This is a genomic window from Candidatus Methylomirabilota bacterium, assembly GCA_036001065.1.
Lineage (GTDB): Bacteria > Methylomirabilota > Methylomirabilia > Rokubacteriales > CSP1-6 > MNEF01.
Map to the genome: position 1 here is coordinate 1 of DASYUQ010000034.1, position 15,166 is coordinate 15,166.

Here is a 15,166-nt window from a genome sequence, read left to right on the forward strand (position 1 = left end):
CGGCACGAGCAGCCCTCGAGTGTCGCGAGGCCGTGACGCAGCAATTCGTGGAACACTTCGAACAGGCGTTCGGCGAGCCCGATCCCGCCCGCGTGGGCATCGTAGAGATAGATCGTCGGCTTGAACTGCTCCGCCTCGAGCAGCCGCGCCCGGGCCGAGTCGCGCGTGGCGACGGCACCGGTCTCCGCCGGCGTCGTGTCACCCAACCACGAGCCGAGGTCGCGCACGTCACAGAGCAAGAAGAGCGGCGCCAGATGATGGAGCAAGTACGTCACGCCGCGCAGCGCGTCGATCAACTCCTCCCGAGATGGGCTGACGCGCGCGAGCACGTCCGGCGGGACCGTCAGCCAGACACTCGTCGTCTGCTTCTCCTGCTGCGGCAGCTCGACCTCGCCGGAGCCGACATTCTCGAGCGTGGCCATCTTGATCTTCTTGAAGCCGACGACCTTCTCGGCCACCAGCACCTCGCCCTGCTCGGCCACGTAGGCCGGGTGCTCGCGCTCGGCCAGGCGCCGGAGGATCCACACGCCCTTGGCGCTGACGGCGTCGGTGAAGTAATCCACGGTCACGCGCTTGACGTAGGCGACCTTCTCCTCGTCCTCGCGGAAGCGGAGCTCCTGCACCTCGTAGGGCTCGCTCTCGACCAGATAGATGGCCTTGGGATAGATCGTGGCGAAGGCACTCCCCCAATCCACCTCCGCGATGATCTGCCGCCGCTTGGTCTGTTTGTCGTCGCGCGCGGTGGTGTCGATGACCAGGAAGTTGTCGCTGGTGACCGTCCGGAGCGAGATGTGGTCGGCCGGATAGATCTCGGAGGCCCAGTGCCACCGCCCGCCGACACTGTGGAGCAACCCCTCGTCTTCGAGCGCAGCCAGGTAGCGCCGCACGTCCACCTCTCCGAAGCGCTCGAACTCCTCGCCCGCGGCCCCGGGGCCGAGGGGCAGCTCGAAGACGGCGCACTTGAGATGGTTGACGAGGATGAACGGGTTGTCGGGGTTGATGCGGGCGTGCTCGGGCGGGGTGCCGAAGAGATAGTCGGGGTGCGTCACCATGAACTGATCGAGCGGCGCGCTGGTGGCGACGAACAGCGCCGCCGACGCGCCGGACCGCCGACCGGCGCGGCCCGCCTGCTGCCAGAGCGAGGCGATGGTACCCGGGTAGCCCGCCAGCACGGCGACATCCAGGTGCCCGATGTCCACCCCGAGCTCCAGCGCGTTGGTGGACACGACGCCCAGCACCTCGCCCGACCGGAGCCCCTGCTCGACCGCGCGCCGGCGGCTGGGCAGGTAGCCGCCCCGGTAGCCGCGCACGATCCCGGCGTCGCCGGTCTTGTCGGCGACACTGCTCTTGATCGCCGTCAGCAGCACCTCGGTCGCCAGCCGGCTCTGGGCGAAGACGATCGTCGGGATCTTCTCCCTGAGGAACCGAGTCGCCAGCCGCGCGGCCTCCCCCAGGTACGGCGCGCGGATGCCCAGCTCGGGGTTCACGACCGGGGGGTTGTAGCAGAGGAAGAGCTTGTCGCCGGTGGGCGCCCCGCTCTCCGACACTTCCTCGACGCTGTCGCCGATGATCCGCTCGGCCAGCTCGCGCGGATTGGCGATCGTCGCCGAGGCCATGATGAACTGCGGGGCCGAGCCGTAATGCCGACAGAGGCGCTTGAGGCGACGAATGACGTTAGCGACATGGCTGCCAAAGACGCCTCGGTAGGCATGAAGTTCATCGATGACCACATAACGAAGGTTTTGGAAGAGCACCGCCCATTTCGTATGGTGCGGCAGGATCCCCGAATGCAGCATGTCGGGATTGGTGAGCACCAGATTGGCGCGCGCCCGGACAGCCCGCCGCGCGTCCTGGGGCGTGTCGCCGTCGTAGGTGAACATGCGCAGCGCGGGCAGGCTCTTGGCCAGCTCCTCCAGCTCGGCCAGCTGGTCCTGGGCCAGCGCCTTGGTGGGGAACAGGTAGAGCACTCGCGCGTCGGGCTGGGCCAGCAGCGACTGCAACACCGGCAGGTTGTAGCAAAGTGTCTTGCCCGACGCCGTCGGCGTGACCACGACGACGTGGTGGCCCTTGTCGACGAGCTCCCAGGCGCGCGCCTGGTGCGAATACAGCTGCCCGATGCCGCGCCCGCGGAGCGCGTCCGCCAGCCGTGGATCGAGCGACGTGGAGAAGGAAACCAGGACGGGCGGGCGCGCCGGGAACTGGCGGAGCGTCGTGATGCACGGCCCGGTCGACGGCGACGTCAAGAGATCGTCGAGGATCTCACCGAGCATCGCGCCAACTCTATCACGGTCGTCGCCGGAAACCGAACCGGCGCCGACGGGATGAGGGCGACCTTCCTCCTTGATGGCCAGGATGGCCACGACCAGGAGCGAGAAGCCGGCGGGCGCGGGAGTAGACTGGGCGCAAAGGAGGTTCCCCTGATCGTGCGTTTCGCCGCTTGGGTGCCGCCCATCGCCTGGATGGGCGTGGTCCTGTGGCTCTCGTCGGACGCGGGGAGCGCCGAGCAGACGGGCCGCCTCCTGGCGCCCGTCCTCACCTGGCTCCTGCCCGGGGCCACGCCGCTCCAGCGAGATGCGCTTCACGCCCTGGCCCGCAAGGCCGCCCACCTGACCGAGTATGCGACCCTCGCCGCGCTGTGGTTCCGCGCCCTCGTCGGGGGGAACGGGTGGTCGGCCCGCGCGGCGGCCTGGGCGGCGCTCGCGATCAGCGTCGCCCTGGCAGGCACCGACGAGGCTCACCAGTCCTTCTTCATCTCCCGTACCGCCAGCCTGGGGGACGTCGCGCTCGATTCCACGGGCGCGCTGGCGGCCGTGCTGGTCAGCCGCCGGGGCTGGCGCGCGGCGGCGGATGCGGCGACGACCGTACTCCTGTGGACCGCCGTCGCGGGGGGCGTCCTCGTGCTCGTCCTCAACGTGAGCATCGGCGTGCCATCGGGTGTGCTGTGGCTCACCGTGCCGGCCGCGCTTTTCACGCTCATCGTGCGCCGGCGCCGGCCCCGGGCTCCGTGACCGGCGCGACGGCGCTCAGACCTTGAGGCGGGGGTCGAGCGTGTCGCGCAGACCGTCGCCGAACAGATTGATGCCCAGCACGGTGAAGAGGATCGCGAGGCCCGGGAACGTCGCGAGCCACCAGGCCGTGGACATGTAGACGCGCCCGTCCGCCAGCATGCCGCCCCAGGTCGGGTTCGGCGGCTGGACCCCGAGCCCCAGAAACGACAGGGCGGACTCGATGACGATGACGCGCGCCATATCTAGGGTGGCGACGACGAGCCACGGCGTGAACACGTTGGGGAGGATGTGGCGCACCAGCACGCGCCCGTCGCGACTGCCCAGCGCGTGTGCCGCTTGCACGAACTCGCGCTCCCGGAGCGAAAGCACGGCGCCCCGAACGACGCGCGCGTAGACGACCCAGCTGGAGACGCCGATGACCACGATGATGACGGACAGGCTCGGCCCCAGCAGGCCGATGACGGCGATGGCCAGCAGGACGAACGGAAACGCCAGCTGGATGTCGGCCAGGCGCATCAGCACGTCGTCGATCCGCCCCCCGAAGTAGCCCGAGAGGAGCCCGGCCATCATGCCGAGCATCCCGGAGATCAGGACCGCCGCGAAGCCGACCAACAGCGCGGGCTGGGCCCCGAAGATGACGCGCGCGAGCAGGTCGCGCCCGAGGTGGTCGGTGCCCAGTGCATGGAGCTGGCCGGTGGTGTCGCGCCAGCCCGGGGGCTTCAGCCGGTTGCCGATGTCCTGCTCGATGGGATCGAAGGGCGACAGCCAGGCCGCCGTCAGCGCGGTGACGATCACGAGCGCGACGACGATCAGACCGGCCAGCGCCGTCCGCCGCCGGGCCAGGCGCCGCGCGAAGGCCACCCACTCGCGCAGCGCCGGCGAGCGCTCCGCCCCCGGCAGCGCGGCCGCCTCGACCGTGCGGTTCACCGCAGTCGGATCCGCGGGTCGAGATAGGTGTAGACGACGTCCACTACCAGATTGACCAGCACGAACGTGGAGGCCAGCAGAAACACCGCCGCCTGCACCACGGGGTAATCGCGGTTGTAGATCGCCTGCACGCTGAGCCGCCCAACGCCCGGCCAGGCGAAGATCGTCTCGGTGATCACCGCGCCGCCCAGCAGGGTGCCGAGCTCGATGCCCACGATGGTGACGATGGGGATGGCGGCGTTCTTGAGCGCGTGCTTCCACACGATGGGCGGGTTGGGCATGCCCTTCGCCCGCGCCGTCCGAATGTAGTCCTGATCGAGCACCTCCAGCATCCCCGAGCGAGTCAGCCGCATGATGCGGGCGGTCGTGAAGAGCCCCAGCGTGATGGACGGCAGGATCAGGTGCTGGGGTGTCCCCCGCCCGGACGAGGGCAGCAGGCCGAGCTGCACGGAAAAGATGAGGATGAGCATGATCCCCAGCCAGAAGGTCGGCATCGACTGGCCCAGCAGCGCTCCCACCGTCGAGACGTAATCGATGGCCGTGTTGCGGCGGACGGCGGAGACGATGCCCGTCGGGATGGCCAGACAGAGCGCGATCAGGAGCGCGGCGCCCGAGAGCTCGAACGTGGCCGGCATGCGCTCGGCGACGAGCCCGAACGCGGGCTCGCCGTGCCGCACGGACTGGCCGAAGTCGCCGCGCAGCGCGCCGGCCAGGAAGCGCCCGTACTGGACGAGGAACGGGTCATTGAACCCCATGGTCTCGCGGAATCGACGGATCTCTTCCGCCGTGGCGTCCGGCGGGAGGAGGACGAGGGCGGGGTCGCCGGTCAGATGCAGGATGAAGAAGACGACGAAGGACACGCCGAGCAGGACGAGGAGCGACTGCAGCAGGCGGCGGACGAGGTAGATCTTCATGGCACCGGCCCCGGCCGGCCCGGCCCCGGTCCCGGGCGGGGCGCGCCCGGCGGGCGGGGCCTCATTCCGCCCGTCGGAGACGGGCGATCGCCTCGATGTGAGGCGTCTGCGGGAACATGTCGATGGGCTGCACCCACTCCAGACGATAGCCCTGGCGGAGGAGATCGCCGACGTCGCGGGCAAGCGTCGCCGGATTGCACGAGACGTAGACGATCCGCGCGGGCCCGAGCGCGACCAGCGCGCCCAGCGCCTTCGGGTGGAATCCGGCGCGCGGCGGATCGGCCACGACGATCTGCGCCCGGACGCCGTCCCGCACCAGCGTGGGCAGCACGTGGCGCACTTCCCCGGCCAGGAACGTGCAGTTCTCGATCCCGTTCGCCCGCGCGTTGCCGACGGCGTCGGCGACGGCGGCGGCCGCCACCTCGATCCCGTAGACGTGGCGGCACCGGCGGGCCAGGAGCAGGCTGATGGCCCCGGTGCCGGAGTAGAGGTCGACGACGGTCTCGGCCCCGGTCAGCCCGCAGGCCTCCTCGACCAGCGCGAACAGCCGCTCGGCCTGGATGGTGTTCGTCTGGAAGAACGAGTTCGCGGACACCTGGAAGGTGAGACCGCCGAGGGATTCGGTGATGTGGTCGCGACCGACGAGGACGTGCTCCTCGCTGCCCACGGCGACCGCGGCCTTCTTGGCGTTGACGTTGAGGACCACACTGGCCGTGGCGGGGACGCGGGCCTTCAGCCGCTCGCCCACGGGCGCCAGGGTCTCCACGTCGGGCGCGGCCGCGACGATGTTCACCATCGCGGCCCCCGTGTAGCGCCCCTCCCGCAGCGTCACGAACCGCAGGAGCCCCTGCCCCGATTCCTGGTCCCAGACGCTCAGTCCGCGGGCCCGCGCCTGGGTCCGGACCTCGTCGAGGAGCGCGTTCATCGTCTCCGACTGGAGCAGGCACCGCTCGATGTCGAGCACGACGTCGTAACGGTCGGCCTCGTGCAGGCCGATCACCGGCGCGCCGCCGGCGCTGGCCACGGTGAACTCCATCTTGTTGCGGTAGCCGTACGCCGCGGGCGCCGGCAGGATCGGACGCAGCTCGAAGGCCGGGACGGCGCCCAGCCGCTCGAGACAGTCGCGCACCTGCTTCTCCTTGAAGGCCAGCTGCGCCTCGTAGGCCACGTGCTGCAGCCGGCACCCGCCGCACCGGCCGAAGTACGGGCACGGGGCTGCCACGCGCTGCGGGGAGGGCGACTCGATCGCCTCGATGGCGCCGCGGCCGTAACGGGCGCGGGTCTCCGTGACTCGCACCCGCAGGCGATCGCCGGGAATGGCGCCGCGCACGAACATGACGTAGCCGTTCACGCGGCCGACGCCCTCGCCGCCGAACGCGAGATCGTCGATCGTCAGCTCGAGGAGTTCGCCGCGCCGCGGCTTTGCCATGGGTCAGGCCACTATAAAGGGGGGGTCGGAGGCGAGTCAATTTACCGTGCGCGACTCACGCTGGCCACGTCGCGCGATGCGGGGGTGATATGATAGCGACCTGTGAAGCAATCGACGCCGCGCGCTGTCGGCGACCTGATTCTGAGCGCGATGCCCGAGTTGCGGGAGCGTCTGCTGGAGGAGAGGATCCGCCGGGCGTGGAGCGCGATGGTCGGCACCGACACCGCGCGGCGGGCGCATCCGCTCCGCTTCGCCAACGCCTGTCTCGAGGTCGTGGTGGACAACTCCCCCTGGCTGCACGAGCTGACGCTGCGGTCGCCTGATCTGACCGCGCGCCTGGCCGCCCACTTCCCGGAGGTCCGCGCCCTCCGTTTCGTCCAGGGAGCGCTGCCACCCGAGAGCGCCGCGCCCCAGGCCGGCCAGCCGCGGCCGAAGCCGCTGAGCGCGGACGACGCGCGCGAGATCGACGACGCGGTGACCGCCATCGCCGATGAGGACCTCCGGAGGGCGGCCCGGCGCCTGATGACGAAGGCGCGGCGGTCTCCGGTGGCCGTCGCGACGCTGGTCCTGGCCGGCGCGCTGGCCGCGGGCTGCGCGATGAAGGGCCGGGTGACGGCCGAGGCGGACGGGACCCCGCGGCGGACGCTGACCCAACCGAGCGCGGCCGCCGAGGCCTACTACCACTACGGCGTGGCCCAGCTCTACGCCCAGGCCGGCCGGTTCAAGGATGCGGTGGTGGCGCTGGAAGAGGCGGTCAAGCGCGACTCCAGCTCGGCCTTCCTCTGGCGCGAGATGGCTCAGGGGTTGGCGCGCGCCGATGCGCCCGAGCAGGCCATCGCCGCGGCCCGGCGCGCCGTGGCCCTGGCGCCCCAGGATCCCATCTCCCACCTCACTCTGGCCGAGCTCCTGCGCCAGCAGAAGAAATACGCGGACGCCGAGGGCGAGCTGGAGAAGGTCATCGCGCTGAACCCGACCGCCGAGGAGCCGTATTTGACGCTGGCCCGCTTCCACGTCGAGCAGAAGGCCTACGATCGCGCCCGGGCGGTCCTGCTGCGGCTGGCCGAGCGCCAACCGCGGCTGGCCCAGGTACAGTTCCTGCTGGGGCGGCTGGCCATTGAGACCGAGAACCTCGACGAGGCGATCGCGCGGCTCACCCAGGCCGTCGATCTCGATCCCGATCACGACGGCGCCTGGACGGCGCTGGGCTACGCGTACGAGGCCAAGCACCAGGCCGAGCAGGCGGTGGAGATCTACCGGCGGGCCATCAAGACCAACCCGGACAATCCCGCGTTCGTGGAGCGCCTGAGCGATCTTCTCATCCGGCTCGGCCGCTTCAAGGAGGCCCAGGCCGAGATCGAGACGCTCACCGAGAACGCGCCCCGTGACGCGCGCCTGTGGATGAAGCTCGGCGCCGTCTACTACGAGCAGAAGATCTGGGACAAGGCCAGCGAGGCGTTCCGGCGCGGCGTGCTGCTGGAGCCCAACAATCTGAGAGCGCGCTACTTCCTGGCCACGACCCTGATGGATGGGGGGCGCGACGACGACGCCCGCGCCGAGCTGGAGCGGATCCTCCGGCTCGACCCGCGCTCGATCGACGCGCGGGTGCAGCTGGGCTTCCTGCACGGGCGGGCCAAGCACCACGACCAGGCGGTCGCCGTGCTGCGCGAGGCGGTGAACCTGGAGCCCAAGCGCCCGGAGCTGTTCCTCTATCTGGGGACGGCTTATTTCCGGGGCAAGCAGTACGACCGCGCGATCGAGACGCTCCGGGAAGGCCTGACGCTCGACGACAAGAACAAGGACCTCCACTTCCAGCTCGGCGTCGTCTATGAAAAGCAGCAGCGGTTCGACGATGCCGTCCGCGCGTTCCGTCGCGTCATCGCGCTCGATCCCAAGCACGCCGAGGCCTACAACTACGTCGGCTACATGTACGCCGAGCGCGGCCAGAATCTCGACGAGGCGATTCAGTTCATCAGCAAGGCCTTGGATCTCGAGCCCGACAACGGCTACTTCATCGACAGTCTCGGCTGGGCGTACTACCAGCAGGGCCGCTACGGCGACGCGCTCCGCGAGCTGAAGCGCGCCGTGGAGAAGGCCAAGGAACCCGATCCCGTCATCTACGACCACCTCGGCGACGCGTATGCGAAGAACGGTCTGACCGAAGACGCGCTCGCCGCGTGGGAGAAATCGCTCCAGCTGGATCCGACCGCCGACGGTGTCAAGAAGAAGCTCGAGGAGCTGCGCAGCCGTCAGCAGCGGGTCAAGGGTGAGCGGTCGCGGCTTTCTCAGTAGCGCCGCGCTCCTGCTGGTGCTGGCCGGCTGCGCGCGCGTGCTGCCGCCGCCGCGCCAACCCATCTCCGAGGACGCCCGCCGGGCCATCGCCTTGCTGGTCGCACGCTGGCGCGACTTCTCGGACCTCCGCACCCTCGCCGACATTCGCCTCCAGCGCGGCGGCGAACAGCAGGCCCTGACCGGCGTCCTGCTGGCGAAGGCGCCGGCCTCGGTCAGGTTCGAGGCGCTCTCGCCCCTCGGTCAGCCCTGGCTCCTGGTGACGATCCACGACGGCCAGCTCACCGCCTACAACGTGGCGTCCAATGAGGCCGTCATCGGCCCGGCCACGGCCGATACCGCCGCGCGGCTGCTCAAGCTGCCCTTCGATCCCGATGACCTCGTCGGCGTGCTGGCCGGGCGCGCGGTGCCCCCCAAGGACCTGCGCGTCGCCGAATTGCTGCCGCCGAACGAGTACGGCCGGTCGCTCGAGCTGATCGGTCGCGTCAACCGCCAGCGTATCTGGATGGAATTCGAGAGCGGCGTCGTCCGCCAGCTCGAGATCACGGGGGGCCGCTACGAGGCGCGCGTGACGTACCTGCGCGACGCCGAGGGGCGACCGCTGGGATTCGACCTGAGCGCGGCGCAGGCGTACCTGACCGGGTCGGTCCGCTACCGCGACCCGGTGTTCGACGCCGGCATCGAGGCCGACCGCTTCCGATTTACCGTGCCGGAGAGCGCCAAAACCGAGCGGTTACATTGACGCCTCCGGGCACGCGTGCTAGGCTGATGTGCCTTGTCGAGGGGGTCGGGGAGTGGTCGTCGCCTCGTGCTCAGTGCCGCGGCCAAGGTGAACCTGGCTCTTGAGGTTCTGAGCAAGCGCGCCGACGGCTATCACGAGATCGCCACGGTCATGCAGACCGTGGACCTGTCCGACCGGCTGATCCTGGAAGACGCCGAGACGCTTGCGCTTCGCGTGAGCGCTCCCGGCGTGCCGACCGACTCGACGAACCTCGCGGTACGCGCGGCGCTGGCGCTGCGCGAAGCGGCGGGGGTCGCGCGAGGCGCGCGGATCACCCTCGACAAGCGGGTCCCGGTCGCCGGAGGTCTCGGCGGCGGATCGGCCGACGCGGCGGCGGTGCTCCTGGGGCTCAACCGCCTCTGGGGCCTGCGCTGGCCCCTGCCGCGACTGGCGAACCTCGCGGTGACGCTCGGGATGGACGTGCCGTTTTTCCTGCGGGGGGGCACCGCGCTGGCGACGGGTCGCGGCGAGACGCTCGAGCCGGTGGTCGGAGGCGCGCTGGCGCTGGTCCTGGTGAACCCGGGATTCGGGTCGAGCACCGCGGAGGCCTACCGGCGGGTCACGCCCCAGATGTATACGGACGGCAAGCGCACGCAGGCGCTGCTGGATGCCCTCCGGAGCAGGCGTGCGGCCCGCGTGGCGGCGAGCCTTTACAATGGGCTCGAGGGAGTCGTCGCCCGGCATCACCCCGAGATCGGGCGGATGGAGGCGGCGCTGCTGGCGGCGGGCGCGCTGGGCGCGACCATGTCAGGCAGCGGACCGACGGTCCTCGGCGTGGCGCGCTCCTTCGAGCACGCCCGGCAGATTCGCGCGCGGCTGACCCGCGCGTCGTGGGCGTGCTGGGCGGTGCGGACGACGCGCGGCCCCGCGGTCCGAGTCAGGGCCATGGACGCAGGGCGAGCCGCAGGGCGGCCAGGGGCTGAGGCCCCTGCGCCCGAGGCGAGCGACGCTGGAGAGTCCCGCCCGCCCGAGGCGAGCTGATGAACAGAGGCGGGGCGGGCCGGCGGCGAACGGTTCGGCAAATGAGGAGACTCACGGTGGGGCGTGGCCAAGCGGCAAGGCGCGGGACTTTGGATCCCGTATTCGGAGGTTCGAATCCTCCCGCCCCAACCACCGTCTGGCGAGGAGCACGATGACCTACGACCTCAAGGTGTTCACGGGGACCGCGAACCGTCCTCTGGCCGAGGAGATCGCGCAGTGCCTCCACCTGCCCCTGAGCGACGCGGAGGTGTCGCGTTTCTCCGACGGCGAGGTGTTCGTGCAGGTCAACGAGAACGTGCGGGGCACCGACGTCTTCGTGATCCAGCCGACGTGCCCGCCCGTGAACGACAACCTGATGGAGTTGCTGATCATGATCGATGCGCTCAAGCGCGCCTCGGCGCGGCGCATCACCGCGGTGCTCCCCTACTACGGCTACGCGCGGCAGGACAGGAAGGTGCAACCCCGGGTGCCCATCACCGCCAAGCTCGTCGCCGACCTGCTGGAAGCCGCCGGCGTCGACCGCGTGCTGGCCCTCGACCTCCACGCCGGGCAGATCCAGGGCTTCTTCAATATCCCGGTCGATCACCTGTTCGCCGCCCCCGTCATCATCGACTACCTGGGCAAGAAGGACCTCAAGGACGCGGTGATCGTCTCGCCCGACGCTGGCGGCGTCGAGCGGGCTCGCGCCATCGCCAAGCGCCTGCGGGGGGCCCTGGCCATCATCGACAAGCGACGCGAGGGGCCCAACCAGTCGGTGGCCATGCACCTCATCGGCGAGGTGCGGGGCCGGGACACCGTTGTGATCGACGACATGATCGACACCGCGGGGACGCTGGTGCAAGCCGTGACGACGCTGGAGCGCGAGGGCGCGCGCCGGATTCTGGCCTGCGGCGTGCACCCCGTCCTCTCCGGTCCGGCGATCGAGCGCATCAAGGCCGCGCCGCTCGAGGAGACCGTCGTCACCAACTCGATCCCGGTCACGTCGGAAAAGCGCGCCGCCCGGCTCACGGTGCTCAGCGTGGCGCCGCTCCTGGCCGAGGCGATCCGTCGCATCCACGACGAGGAATCCGTGTCGACTCTGTTCGTCTGAAAGGGAGCCTCCCATGCAGATCCAAGAGCTGACGATCAAACGCCGCGAGGGGACCGGCCGTCAGGTCGCCAAACGGCTGCGCCGCGCCGGCGCGGTACCGGCCGTGCTCTACGGCGGCGTCAAGGCGGAGTCCGTCACCGTCGACCCGCGCGCCGTGCTCCGCATCATCCACGGCCACCAGGGATCGACCCAACTGCTGACGCTCAAGATCGAGGGCGAGAGCGCTGCGCGCATGGCCATCATTCGCGCCATGCAGTTCGATCCGGTCAGCGAGGACCTGCTCCACGTCGATCTCCAGGAGGTCACGGCGGACCGGGCGATCACCGTCCGGGTGGCGGTGCACCCGGTGGGCGAGGCAGCGGGCGTAAAAGAGCAGCAGGGCATCCTGAACACCGTCATGCACGAGGTCGAGGTCTCGTGCCTGCCGACCCAGATCCCGGAGCGGATCGACGCCGACGTGACGGCGCTCATGATCGGCGACGTGCTGACGGTCGCCGATCTCAAGGTGCCGGAGGGCGTGCGCATCCTGAACGACCCGGGCCAGGCCGTCGTCACGGTGGCCCCGCCGATGGCGGAGGAAGCGCCGCCGGTACCGGCTGCGGAGGTCGCGGCGGTCACGACGGAGCCGGAAGTCCTCACGGAGCGCAAGCCGAAGGAAGAGGAGGCGGCGCCGGCCGAAGAGGGCAAGAAGGAGAAGGCCAAGAAGTAGCGGAGCACGCTGGCGTGGCCCACGTGGTGGTGGGGCTCGGGAACCCGGGGCCGGAATATCGCGCCACCCGCCACAACGTGGGCCAGCGCGTGCTGGACCTGCTCGCGCAGATGCTGGGCAAATCCTGGCGGCGTGACGGCCAGGCCATGGTCGCCCGCGGGCAGTGGCGCGGAGCAGCAGTCGCGCTCGTCAAGCCGCTGGCCTTCATGAACGTCAGCGGCCCCGTCATCGGCCAGACGCTCCGCCAACAGGGCGCGGACCCCGCCGATCTCATCCTGGTCTACGACGACATCGATCTCCCTCTGGGCACCATCCGCGCGCGCATGAAGGGTAGCCACGGCGGCCACAAGGGCGTCCGGTCCGTCATCGAGGCGCTCGGGACCCAGGAGATCCGGCGGGTGAAGGTGGGCATCGGGCGGCCCGATCGGAAGGACGAGGTCCCGGACCACGTGCTGGCGCCCTTCGAGCCCGAGGAGCTGCCCGTTGTCGACGCGGCGGTGGCCGCCGCCGCCGAGCGCGTGCTCGGGCTCATCCAGGGACCTTAGAAGAAGAGCACGGTCACCAGGACGAACAGCGGCAGCAGGACTCCTCCGCTATAGAGCATGTAGCCGAAGAAGCTCGGCATCTTGATCCCGGCCTCATCCGCAATCGACTTGACCATGAAGTTGGGGGCATTGCCGATGTAGGTGTTGGCCCCCATGGCGACGGCGCCGACACTGATCCCGACGAGGATCGCCTGCGGCATCCCCACCACCTCGTTGGCCAGGTGGAGCCCCTGCCCCAGCGCCAGGAAAGTCAGGTAGGTCGGCGCGTTGTCGAGGAACGAGGACAGCATCCCGGAGGCCCAGAAAAACTGCCAGGGCTCCCGCACGCCCAGCTCCCCGCCCCGAATCCGGAGCAGCTCGAGCGCGGGAATCATGGCGAGGAAGATGCCGAAAAAGAGCACCGCCACTTCGGAGATCGGGTAGTACGTGAACCTGTTGGCGCGCCGGATCTGCCGCGGCGTGAGCCAGAGGGAGAGGCCGGCGAGGCTTACGATGGCGGCCTCGCGGAACGGCGCCTGCAGGAAGGCGACCGCCAACACGACCATGCCCAGCCCGAGGACGTTCGGGCTGCCGTCCATCCGCAGGGGCTCGACCTGGGCTCGGTCGAGGCGCAGCGCGCTGATCGGCTCTCGGGCGTACTGCGTGGTGTCCCACACGAAATAGGTCAGGAGCAGGGCGCCCACCATGAGGGCCCAGGGGGCCCAGAGCCGGAACGTCCACGTGAAGGGCACGCCCTCCAGATATCCCAGGAACAGGGGCGGGTCGCCGAGCGGGGTCAGCATGCCGCCGATGTTCGAGACGAGGAAGATGAAGAAGATGACAGTGTGCTTCACGCGGCGGCGCTCCCGGTTGGTCTGCAGGAGCGGCCGGATGAGCAGCATGGAGGCCCCCGTGGTGCCGATGAACGATGCCAGGACGGCGCCGATGGCCAGGAACCCGGTGTTCGTCGACGGCGTGGCCACGAGGTCCCCCCGCAGGAGGATGCCACCGGAGATGACGTAGAGCCCGCCCAGGAGGACGATGAAGGATACGTAGTCTTCCGCCATGTGGACGAGTGCAGCGGGCTGCCGAGCGAGGTAGAGGACGAGGATCGGCAGCCCCAAGCATGCCGAGACGAGCGACTTGTTCCGGTTCGACTCCCACCAGTGGGGAACCCAGAGGGGGCAGACGGCGATCGCGAGGAGCATCGCGACGAAGGGCAGGACCGTATAGACTGGCGGTGGGCTCCCCAGCGGCTCGCTTTCCTCTCGTCAGTGCGCCATGACGGCGCCGCTAGTGTAGTAGGGAACGCCGACGACGCAACGGGGAAAGGCGGCGCCCAGGCTCCTTTCGGTAGCGGACCGCGCGATCCGATGGTATATAGTTATCGTTTACCCAGAAAGTGGTCGGTGCGACCGCGGGAGGGGGGGGTCGAGTGACCAAGGTCATCGTGGAGCCCGACGAGTCCTTCGAGAGCGCCCTCAAGCGCTTCAAGAAGCAGTGCGAGAAGGCCGGGCTCATGTCGGAGCTGCGCAAGCGCCAGCACTACGAGAAGCCCAGCGTCAAGCGGAAGCGGAAGACGCTGGCCGCGCGCAAGAAGGCCAAGAAACGGGAGCGGATGTCCGACTAGCTGCCGGGAGTGGCGGGGTCGAATGGGACCAGGTCCGGGCCCTCTTGGCCTCGCACACCCGGACCCCGATGGGTCGGGAGCGGGCGGCGGGGCTCACTCCCAGTGCCGACCTCGGGATGGTCCGAGCCGCCCTCCACGACACCGCCGCCGCCCGCCTGGCGCTGGGCACGGCAGGCTCACCCCCCTGGGAGGTCATTCCCGATGTGCGCCCCCTTCTCCGGGAAGCGGCGACGCCCGGCGCCGTCGCCGACGGCCTCGCCCTGCTACCGCTGATCCCCTTGCTCGAGGCGGCGGCTCGCCTCACCGCGTATGGCCGGGGCATCGTCCCCGTCGCGCCCGAGCTCGGCGCCGCGCTCGCGCGCCTGCCCGCCCCGCGGGGCCTCGCCGACCTCCTGCGCCGGTCCCTCGACGACGAGGGCCAGGTGCGCGACGAGGCGAGCCGTGAGCTGCGTCAGCTGCGCCAGCGGCTGCGCGACCTCCGGCGCGAGATCGTGCGCCGCCTCGAGGGCTTCTTCCAGCGGCCGGGCGCCGAGCACCTGTTCCAGGAGCGGTACGTCACCGTGCGCAACGGCCGCTATGTACTGCCCGTGGTGGCGGGCGCCCGGAGCCGCCTGCGGGGCATCGTGCACGATCGCTCCCAGAGCGGCGCCACGCTCTTCATGGAGCCCGACGAGGCGGTGGAGGCCAACAACGACCTCGTCCAGGCCGAGCGCGAGGAGCAGGCCGAGGTCATCCGCGTCCTCGAGGCGCTCACCGACGCGGTGCGGGCGGCCGGCCCCGAGCTCGAGACGCTCGTCGACGACCTCGGACGCCTCGACCTCGTCTTCGCGCGCGGCGACCTCGCCGAGCGCATGGACGCGGTGGCGCCCGTGGTGGACGACGCGCGG

At 70.2% G+C, this 15,166-nt stretch carries 14 protein-coding genes and 1 tRNA gene; 10 read left to right on the forward strand and 5 right to left on the reverse strand.

Annotated elements, in window-relative coordinates:
• Window positions 1-2,270, reverse strand: a 2,270-nt coding sequence (locus VGV13_03195) for a DEAD/DEAH box helicase (GenBank protein HEV8640085.1), incomplete at its 3' end; no start/stop codon positions are given.
• A gap of 153 nt (window positions 2,271-2,423) precedes the next feature.
• Between VGV13_03195 and VGV13_03200 the strand changes: the two genes are divergently transcribed.
• Window positions 2,424-3,008, forward strand: a complete 585-nt coding sequence (locus VGV13_03200) for a VanZ family protein (protein HEV8640086.1) — start codon at window positions 2,424-2,426, stop codon at window positions 3,006-3,008.
• 15 nt (window positions 3,009-3,023) lie between these two features.
• Here the strand turns inward: VGV13_03200 and VGV13_03205 are convergent, their stop codons facing one another.
• From VGV13_03205 to rlmD, 3 genes are all read right to left on the reverse strand, one after another.
• Window positions 3,024-3,935, reverse strand: a complete 912-nt coding sequence (locus VGV13_03205) for an ABC transporter permease (GenBank protein HEV8640087.1) — start codon at window positions 3,933-3,935, stop codon at window positions 3,024-3,026.
• Window positions 3,932-4,849 carry a nickel ABC transporter permease gene (gene nikB / locus VGV13_03210; GenBank protein ID HEV8640088.1) on the reverse strand — a complete coding sequence of 306 codons (918 nt, stop codon included), beginning with the start codon at window positions 4,847-4,849 and terminating at the stop codon, window positions 3,932-3,934. The genes VGV13_03205 and nikB overlap by 4 nt, the downstream gene beginning before the upstream one ends.
• A gap of 61 nt (window positions 4,850-4,910) precedes the next feature.
• Window positions 4,911-6,278 (reverse strand): 23S rRNA (uracil(1939)-C(5))-methyltransferase RlmD, encoded by a 1,368-nt coding sequence (gene rlmD / locus VGV13_03215; protein HEV8640089.1) that lies wholly within the window; start codon window positions 6,276-6,278, stop codon window positions 4,911-4,913.
• Window positions 6,279-6,380: 102 nt separating this feature from the next.
• Here rlmD and VGV13_03220 point away from each other — a divergent pair, with 102 nt between their 5' ends.
• The 7 genes from VGV13_03220 to pth all read left to right on the forward strand — a co-directional run bounded on the left by VGV13_03220 (window position 6,381) and on the right by pth (window position 12,670).
• Complete coding sequence (locus tag VGV13_03220; GenBank protein ID HEV8640090.1) at window positions 6,381-8,567, forward strand: DciA family protein; 2,187 nt, start codon at window positions 6,381-6,383, stop codon at window positions 8,565-8,567.
• Window positions 8,542-9,306 carry a hypothetical protein gene (locus VGV13_03225; GenBank protein ID HEV8640091.1) on the forward strand — a complete coding sequence of 255 codons (765 nt, stop codon included), beginning with the start codon at window positions 8,542-8,544 and terminating at the stop codon, window positions 9,304-9,306. Before VGV13_03220 ends, VGV13_03225 begins: the two co-directional genes overlap by 26 nt.
• A 66-nt stretch (window positions 9,307-9,372) precedes the next feature.
• Entirely contained in the window at window positions 9,373-10,326 is a 954-nt protein-coding gene (gene ispE / locus VGV13_03230) for a 4-(cytidine 5'-diphospho)-2-C-methyl-D-erythritol kinase (GenBank protein ID HEV8640092.1), read from the forward strand.
• 57 nt (window positions 10,327-10,383) lie between these two features.
• A tRNA-Gln gene (locus tag VGV13_03235) sits at window positions 10,384-10,458 on the forward strand.
• Between the two features lie 19 nt (window positions 10,459-10,477).
• Window positions 10,478-11,416, forward strand: a complete 939-nt coding sequence (locus VGV13_03240) for a ribose-phosphate pyrophosphokinase (GenBank protein ID HEV8640093.1) — start codon at window positions 10,478-10,480, stop codon at window positions 11,414-11,416.
• Window positions 11,417-11,429: 13 nt separating this feature from the next.
• A complete protein-coding gene (locus VGV13_03245; GenBank protein HEV8640094.1) occupies window positions 11,430-12,125 on the forward strand; it encodes a 50S ribosomal protein L25 in 696 nt (231 codons plus the stop codon).
• A gap of 14 nt (window positions 12,126-12,139) precedes the next feature.
• Window positions 12,140-12,670, forward strand: a complete 531-nt coding sequence (gene pth, locus VGV13_03250; protein HEV8640095.1) for an aminoacyl-tRNA hydrolase — start codon at window positions 12,140-12,142, stop codon at window positions 12,668-12,670.
• On the opposite strand, the gene VGV13_03255 is transcribed toward pth, so the two are convergent.
• Window positions 12,667-13,902, reverse strand: coding sequence for a sodium:proton antiporter (locus VGV13_03255; protein HEV8640096.1), 1,236 nt, complete (start codon window positions 13,900-13,902; stop codon window positions 12,667-12,669). The genes pth and VGV13_03255 overlap by 4 nt on opposite strands.
• A gap of 182 nt (window positions 13,903-14,084) precedes the next feature.
• Here VGV13_03255 and rpsU point away from each other — a divergent pair, with 182 nt between their 5' ends.
• The gene (gene rpsU, locus VGV13_03260) at window positions 14,085-14,279 is read left to right on the forward strand and encodes a 30S ribosomal protein S21 (GenBank protein ID HEV8640097.1); all 195 of its coding nucleotides are present in this window, start codon (window positions 14,085-14,087) and stop codon (window positions 14,277-14,279) included.
• A gap of 116 nt (window positions 14,280-14,395) precedes the next feature.
• A partial coding sequence (locus VGV13_03265) for an endonuclease MutS2 (GenBank protein HEV8640098.1) occupies window positions 14,396-15,166 on the forward strand: 771 nt, incomplete at its 3' end.